The sequence below is a fragment of the Candidatus Chordibacter forsetii genome, assembly GCF_964187505.1.
Taxonomy (GTDB): Bacteria; Verrucomicrobiota; Verrucomicrobiia; order Opitutales; family Seribacteraceae; genus Chordibacter; species Chordibacter forsetii.
In genome coordinates, this window is the sequence record NZ_CAXLML010000098.1 from 1 (window position 1) to 6249 (window position 6249).

A 6249-nucleotide genomic window follows, 5' to 3' on the forward strand; every position below is an offset into this window, starting at 1 on the left:
AAGTTCATCATCAACTTAAGAGGCAATTAGAGGACTGGCTTGCAAACAGCCAAGATCAAGGGCTTCAAAGCGATAGCGACGCCATCATTGAGCACTTCAAACAATACGGGATCAAAACTTTTGATAAAAGACGTCAAAGTATACGAACAATGAAAGCTTCCGTCGAAAAACACTTTGACTGAAATTTACCCCCTAGGACATAGAATCAGTAAATTAAAACTTAATAAATATTTCTACCTTAAGGGTATTAACTTATGGGAAATGTTGATATTAAAGTTTTTAGAAGTTTCACCATTATTTGCCGTAAGTCATTAAAACAAAATTAATTACCAAATTACACTTACCGGATATTTTTTGATATTCTCGTCTTCTGTTACAATTGGTAATTCTTCCGCTAGAGCAGTAGCAACCAGAATACGATCGATGGCGTCATCGTGATGATAAGGAAGCTCAGACAGGCGAAAACAGTGCTCTCTGGTAATCGCTAAGGAACGTACTTGCCAAATGTCGCACTGTTTTTTGATCCATGAACGGGGAGCTTCTGGCATCTCCAGGGTTCCATCATTATATTTTAAGCAAATTTCCAGAACCGATGCGTCACTTAAAAAAAAGCGATTGGATGGATCGTCCAAGACCGTGCGAGCAGAACCGCCTAACTTAAATGGATCAGAAACGAGAGATACAAAGGTAAAGGTGTCCAGGAGTAGTCTCATTTAAAAATAAACCACAGTATCTCCAATTCGCCCTGCAACTTCGCGTTGCTCTTTAATTTTTAAGGCTTTGGAAGTAGTTTCTCCGACTTTCGGTCGACTAAGTACAATTGCCTCACCGCATGAGACCAATCGGGCAACTGGTTTTTTCCCCCGGGCTAAAATAATCTCTTTTCCGTCCTCCACCTGTTCCAACAACTTGGACAAATGGGTCTTCGCATAATGAACAGTATGCATATTTATTAGCTAATAAATTTAATTAGCTAAGTCAATTAATTTGGCGTCTTAATAAAATCTTCCTAAACTTGAGCTTAGGCAGATAATAGATTTTTTTTCTTAGACTGATCAAATCTTCCGTTGACGAAAAATGCCAATCAAGCAATTTCGATTGGTAATGAAAATTCTCTCATTTATCGCTACCTACCTAACGCTTACTCTGACAGGAATCCTGAGTGCTCAGTCATGGAATGTAGATCCAGGCTGGTTAAAGCTGCCCAAAGGCCAACCCAAGCTTGGTTCTATGCATGGTGACATAGCCGTAAGTTCGGCAAATGAAATATATGTAAGTCTGAGTATACCCAAGGCGGGTTTACAGGTTTATAATGACTCGGGAAATTGGTTGAGGAATATTGAAAATGCCCCTACGGATCTGCACGGTTTCGTTATTCGTAAACAAGGTAATGAAGAATTTATTTACGGGGCGCGTCTTGGTGCAAACCAAGTTGTAAAACTTGATCTTAACGGAAAGGAAATCTTATCCATCCCCAACACTGCCATACCCGAGCAATTCAAAAGAAAAGATAAGAATGGAAAACTCTACACCAGACTAACAGGTGTGGATGTGGATAAAAGCGGGGATATTTATGTCACAGATGGTTATTCATCCGATTATATCCACAAATTTGACAACAAAGGAAAATACAAGACGACCTTCGGCGGGAAATCAGCACCCTACAAATTCCGCACCCTTCATAAATTAATCATTGATTCGAGATTTAGTCCGGCAAGGGTACTTGGGCTCGACCGGGCGAATAATAGAATCGTTCATCTTTCTTTAGCTGGTAAGTTTATTGGGGTTGTTGCAGAGGGACTTAAATTACCCGCTGGTGCCCACATCCACAAGGATTGGCTCCTCGTGGGAGAATTGAAAGGAAGTGTATCTGTATTGAACAAAAAAGGGGAAATAGTAGCCACCGTCGGGGTTAATTCAAACCCTGCTCAAGCTGGAAAAAACGGAGTACATCCATCTGATTGGAAAAATGGTGTCGTCACCGCCCCCCATGGAATCAGCAGTAACCAAAACGGAGACATTTTTGTGGCTGAATGGAATGCCCACGGAAGAGTTCATCGCTTCAACCTTAAGAATTGATGTGTAAGAAAACCTACATTGGGTTGCTATTTTTCCTTCTATCCAGCCTCGCTTATGGCAAGGCAACCTTACCCAATCTTATTACCGATGACTTAACCTATTGGAATGTACCCAAAGGAAACGACCAGTATGGCTGGTACGAAGTTAAAGATGGAGTGTTGATGTTGAGAAGCAGCCCGAACAAGAAGCATTCCGTTCTCAAAACAAAAAAGTCTTTTCGTGACTTTATTTGCAGTTTTGAGTTTCGTTTTGTCGAAGGCAATATCGACTCAGGCATCGAACTTCGAAACAATGACCAGATACAGATCGGAATATCAGGGTCATTAAAACGGGACATGACAGGTTCCCCTTATATTCCCGGAAAAGGGTATCCGAAACATGCCAAAAGCGTTGAGAAACTGATTAAACTTGAGGGTTGGAACCAAATGAGTATTCGCTGTGTAGGCCCCTCATATGTTGTCTCCCTTCAAGGTAAAGAAGTGGTGGAATATAATTCACCAAGAGCCATCGAAAAAGGACCGCTTGGGATCCAATTGCATGGCAACCGTGATATGAAAATTGATTTTCGTAATTTTTCGATTAAATCGCTCTAATTTCATCCCTAAATATTTCACCTTCAAAAGGCACTGAGCTTGGTTTTAGGAGAAAGATGTAGCTTGCATCTTCCCGCCGACGCGATGAAATTTCTACCATGGTCAAGCACAGTCCCCTGAGTAAACTTCTATGCGATCTAGTATCCATACCTAGTATTAATCCCTCGCTGGATCAGGACAATATAGGTTGCGCCGAAGAACCAGTAACTGCTTACCTAGAAGACCTGTCCCAAAAAGCCGGTTTATGGACAAATAGACAAAAAGTCATTCCAGGGAGAGACAATTTAATGGTTTACCTTTCCCCGATGAAGAAACCAAAGCAACGTATCTTACTGGCACCTCATTTGGATGTTGTACCTGCTTCCCTGGAAGCATTCTCCCCAAAAATTTCAAAGGGTAGGCTTTTCGGACGGGGAGCTTGTGATACTAAAGCATCAGTAGCTTGTTTTTTTCAAGCGATGCTTAATCTATCCCTATCAACAAACCGACCGACTCAAACCGAGATAATCTTTGTAGGTTTAGTAGACGAGGAATTCACTCAGTCTGGCTCGCGGGCTTTCGCGAGGAAGGGGCCGAAGGGAAACCTCGCAATCGTTGGTGAGCCCACCGCCTTACAAGTAGTAACCGCTCACAAAGGCAGTCTTTGGTTACAATTGGAAACCCATGGAAAGGCAGCACATGGTTCCACTCCAGAAAAGGGAGAAAATGCGATTTTGAGAATGCACCATGCATTAGAGATTTTATTCAATAAGTATTCGGTACTCCTAAGTTCCAAAAATCATCCATTACTGGGCTCACCCACCTTAAGCGTCGGGAAGATTCTCGGAGGTAGCCAACCAAATGTTGTACCCAATCGGTGCACAGTTGACCTGGACCGAAGAACAATTCCGGGAGAAAGTATTGATTCTGTAATTAAAGAGCTCAAATATTTATTTAGACCACTTGGCAATAGAGCTCCAAAATTTAAGGTATCACGAAGCGTACCTTGCCCACCGCTTCACACCGACTCATCCATGCCAAATGTTCAAATGCTCTTAAGAAAAGCAGGGAGAAGAAAAACCCGCGGTGTTCCCTATTTCACAGATGCATCTCCCCTTTCAGCGGGTGGCACTCCATCAGTCGTTTTTGGCCCAGGGAATATAGCTCAGGCTCACGCTGAAAATGAATGGGTTGATCTTGATCAAGTCGAACGAGCACACTCGATCATTCTTAATTTCTTAAAGGAGTTACCCTGATTTCCCTGTAACTTTTGTAGGGATTTCAGGTTTATTCTTCTATCCCAAGTTGAATCTAGGCTTGTCAAATCAAGGCACCTTTAGCCATAGTTTACTCCTGTCACTTTTAGAAACATAGCAAACCAAATACGAAACATACGAAAGAGTTATGAATCCAGCCCAGCCCGATCTCCCCAACCCCCTTTCGCGCCGCCATTTTCTTGGCACATCCGGAAAAGCCGCCATTGGTGGTGCTCTTGCTGGAATGATATTGCCCACGGTCTACGGACAAAGTGGTTCGACTAAAAAAATTGCCCTTATCGGATGTGGGGGTCGTGGTACCGGTGCCGTTGCCAATGCGATCGATGCCTCCGGTCCATACTGCCAATTAAAACTTCATGCGATGGCAGATGTTTTTGAATGGAGAGTTAAGAATAGCTACAAAGGACTAGAACAGCGCTATAAAGACAACCTGGATGTTCCTGAGGATCGTCAATTCGTTGGATTTAACGGCTTCAAAAAAGCCATGGATTGTTTGGATCCGGGAGATATTGCCATATTTGCCTCTCCCTGTGCTTTTCGTCGCCCACACTACGAATATGCAATTCAAAAGAAACTTAATGTGTTCATGGAAAAACCGGTTACTCCGGATGGTCCATCATCCAAAAAGATTTTAAGCGTAAACGAAGAGGCCAAAAAATTTAATCTTAAAGTTGGCGTCGGATTAATGTGTCGTCACAGTGAAGCCCGACTCGAATTAAAAGACCGTATCGACAATGGTGAACTAGGCGAATTGCTTTCCCTTAAGGCAGTTCGCATGCAAGGACGCCTGATCGGATGGGATAAGAAAAAAGAGGAAACTAAAGATAAGGACATCAGTGACTTGATGTACCAAATCAAAAACTTCCATGGTTTTCTTTGGTTGAGTGGTGGCGTTTACAGCGACTTTAATATCCACAATATCGATGAATGTTGCTGGATGAAAGGAATGTGGCCAGTAAAGGCCATGGGACTTGGTGGTCGTCATTATCGTGGAGATGAGATCGACCAGAACTTAGACAGTTATTCGGTCGAGTATACTTTCCCTGACGATACTAAACTTTATTTCCAAGGTCGCAGTATGAACAAGTGCTACGAAGAATTTGCCAGTCATGCCCACGGAACCAAAGGGTATGCCTTAATTTCAGGTCCCGGTGGTCATGCCTCGAAGGCCAGGATCCATAAAGGCCAAGGTCCAAAAAGTGAATTATCCTGGATGTTTGGTGCCGAAAATGGTGGTCGTCCGCGCCGTGAGAATAGCGCCTATGTAGACGAATGGGATCACTTACTTGATGCTATCGTCAACGATAAACCATATAACGAAGTTGAAAGAGGTGTAGCCGCTAGTGTCGTAACCTCAATGGGTCGAATGGCTACTCATTTGGGCCGCGAAGTGACCTATGATGAAATGCTTAACTGCTCTCATGATTTCTGTGCGGGGATCGATGAAATTTCCGGTGATAACTCAGCCTCTCCACTTTTGGCCAATGCAGACGGGAGTTACGCAATACCTCAACCCGGCATGCTCAAAACAGAGTACTAATTCTTCTTCTTTTTCAATCATTCTGAACGGGGCAGCATTAGCTTGCTCACACTCGTGTAGCTTTGGTGCGAATAAGTTTTATAAGCTGATTAATCTTAACTTATTTCTTCATAGGCAAGTGGTTAGGAGAACTCTTCTACTCGGTGCCTTTAGGCATCATGAATCTCAGTTGACCAAGTTGTCCCCATTGACCTAAATCGAATTATCCAAGGAAGTTTTGGGGTAGGCTTTCTTGGCTTTAGGCCCGTTCTCGGTTACCGAGGACGGGCCGTTTTTTTGCTCATTTACTCGGTACTGGTTTCCAATCGAAGCAAATGATCGACCATACATTTCATGGCTAAGGGAGGAATCGACTCACCAATAACTTCCCTGACAAGCCTGGCAGAAAAGGATTGTGATTCATCCCACTTACCCAGTGCAACCCCACTAAAATCATAGCTCTTCTTCCATTGTTGATGATCCAAAGTTGATAGGCGCAAGATCTCTCGTAAGGAAAGTACCCGGTTTTGCTCAGGGTGTCCCTTGAGGTCACTTGATATCACCCCACTATTCATCGTCAGTGTACCACCTGGCCGATCCCACCACATTCTACGGTAAGACGAGCGAAAGCCTTTTATCAGTCTTACTTTTCCTGATTTTTTCATTTGTGGGACCGGTAATGGCTTCCTGCAGACCCTGCAACTCACTTCGTCCTGGTTGGTTTTCATTGTGCCACAATCCACACAGTAAGCATTATCAAAAGCAGTCTGTCCCTCTGGAGTATTCTTCATCCAAAAGTACT

Annotated in this window: 7 protein-coding genes and 1 pseudogene; 5 read left to right on the top strand and 3 right to left on the bottom strand. The window is 43.3% G+C overall.

Annotated elements, in window-relative coordinates:
• Positions 1-182 (top strand): hypothetical protein (locus tag ACKPQ4_RS04600; RefSeq protein WP_407680033.1); only part of this gene is annotated, 182 nt, incomplete at its 5' end.
• Between the two features lie 144 nt (positions 183-326).
• Here the strand turns inward: ACKPQ4_RS04600 and ACKPQ4_RS04605 are convergent.
• A complete protein-coding gene (locus ACKPQ4_RS04605) occupies positions 327-713 on the bottom strand; it encodes a type II toxin-antitoxin system VapC family toxin (RefSeq protein ID WP_407680034.1) in 387 nt (128 codons plus the stop codon).
• Complete coding sequence (locus ACKPQ4_RS04610; RefSeq protein ID WP_407680035.1) at positions 714-947, bottom strand: type II toxin-antitoxin system Phd/YefM family antitoxin; 234 nt, start codon at positions 945-947, stop codon at positions 714-716. It abuts the gene before it with no gap.
• Between the two features lie 157 nt (positions 948-1104).
• Here ACKPQ4_RS04610 and ACKPQ4_RS04615 point away from each other — a divergent pair, with 157 nt between their 5' ends.
• From ACKPQ4_RS04615 to ACKPQ4_RS04630, 4 genes are all read left to right on the top strand, one after another.
• On the top strand, positions 1105-2079 hold the full coding sequence (locus tag ACKPQ4_RS04615; RefSeq protein WP_407680036.1) for an NHL repeat-containing protein: 975 nt from the start codon (positions 1105-1107) through the stop codon (positions 2077-2079).
• Entirely contained in the window at positions 2079-2672 is a 594-nt protein-coding gene (locus tag ACKPQ4_RS04620; protein ID WP_407680037.1) for a 3-keto-disaccharide hydrolase, read from the top strand. Before ACKPQ4_RS04615 ends, ACKPQ4_RS04620 begins: the two co-directional genes overlap by 1 nt.
• A gap of 98 nt (positions 2673-2770) precedes the next feature.
• The gene (locus tag ACKPQ4_RS04625) at positions 2771-3907 is read left to right on the top strand and encodes a M20 family metallopeptidase (protein ID WP_407680038.1); all 1137 of its coding nucleotides are present in this window, start codon (positions 2771-2773) and stop codon (positions 3905-3907) included.
• A 148-nt stretch (positions 3908-4055) separates the two neighbouring features.
• The gene (locus ACKPQ4_RS04630) at positions 4056-5468 is read left to right on the top strand and encodes a Gfo/Idh/MocA family protein (RefSeq protein WP_407680039.1); all 1413 of its coding nucleotides are present in this window, start codon (positions 4056-4058) and stop codon (positions 5466-5468) included.
• A gap of 284 nt (positions 5469-5752) precedes the next feature.
• Here the strand turns inward: ACKPQ4_RS04630 and ACKPQ4_RS04635 are convergent.
• Positions 5753-6249 (bottom strand): annotated as a pseudogene (locus ACKPQ4_RS04635) (DNA cytosine methyltransferase); the annotation flags it as partial.